Below are 1,164 nucleotides of genomic sequence, written 5' to 3'. Positions count from 1 at the left end.
ATACTAACGGCCCTCATGTCTGACCCACATGCGCCCAGTCGCGCATTCCGATTGAGGTGATGACGTCTGGCAGATCGGTGAGCTTGTTCCAGGCGTCGCAGGCGGCTTCGATGATGTCGTCGTAGGTCTCGAACACCCTGTTCGACAGCCAGTTGGCGCGCAAATATTGCCAGACGTTCTCGACTGGGTTCAGCTCTGGCGCGCGCGAGGGCAGGAAGATCATGGTCACGTTCTTTGGGACATCGAGCTTGTCGGTGGTGTGCCAGCCGGCGCGGTCGAGCAGCAAGACGGCGTGAGCGCCGCGGGCGACGCGGGTGGAGATTTCGTCGAGGTGCGCCTGCATCGCCTCGGTGTCGGCATAGGGCATGGCCAAGGCGGCGCCGACGCCGCGCGCCGGGCAGATCGCGCCGAACAGATAGGCGTTCTCGTAACGCTGGTCGGCGGGCTGGCGGGGCCGCGACCCGCGCTTGGCCCATTGGCGAACCTGGCCGTTCTTCTGGCCGATGCGCGCCTCGTCCTGGAACCAGATTTCAATGGGCTTGCGCGCGGGGACATGGGCGAGATGCGCCTTCAGCGTCTCCGAGAAGTTTTTTTGAACGCCGCGATCGTCTCGGCTTTCTGGCCAGGATGGCGCGGCCGGGCGCTGATATGCGAGAAGCCGAGCATCTTGAGGATCTTGCCGATCGTGCGTTCGTGATAGACGACGCCAAAGCGCTCCTCGACGACGCGCTTCAGGTCGATCCGCCGCCAGCGTACGACGCCGTCCTTTTCGCGATCCGGCCCGGTTTCGACAATCTCCGCCAAGGCGGACAGTTGCTCGGGCGACAAACGCGGCGGATGGCCCTTGGAATGAATATCCTTGAGGCCGTCCGGACCTTGCGCGTTGAACCGGTGAACCCAGTCGCGCAGCGTCTGGCGGTCCATGCCGCCGATCCGCGCCGCATCCTCGCGGCTCATGCCATCCAGGGCCGCCGCCAGCGACAATAGCCGCCGGCTCTGGTTGGCGTCCTTTGAACCGGCAGCAAGACGCCGCAGCTCTGAAGCGGAAAAGTCGGACCTGATCTTCAGCATGCCCGCCATGGCGCGAATCCTCCCCGCGCCATCGAATCAGATCAGGTACAGCTTGTGAATCGGCCGCGAGTCAGACTGGAAGGCCTTTGGTAT

General features: G+C 64.1%; 1 protein-coding gene. It reads right to left on the bottom strand.

The genetic code is table 11. From position 1 onward, the window contains the following. Positions 1 to 13: 13 nt before the first annotated feature. Positions 14 to 1,080 (bottom strand): IS630 family transposase gene (locus M2320_RS23230; protein WP_425540720.1). Its coding sequence is split into 2 segments (ribosomal slippage): positions 14 to 597 and positions 597 to 1,080, totalling 1,068 coding nucleotides; the frame shifts between segments, so codons are not numbered across the junction. Between the last annotated feature and the right edge of the window lie 84 nt (positions 1,081 to 1,164).

Source organism: Rhodoblastus acidophilus (assembly GCF_025961575.1).
In the GTDB taxonomy this organism is placed as follows: domain Bacteria; phylum Pseudomonadota; class Alphaproteobacteria; order Rhizobiales; family Beijerinckiaceae; genus Rhodoblastus; species Rhodoblastus acidophilus_C.
This window is presented reverse-complemented; position numbering and strand designations above follow the sequence as displayed.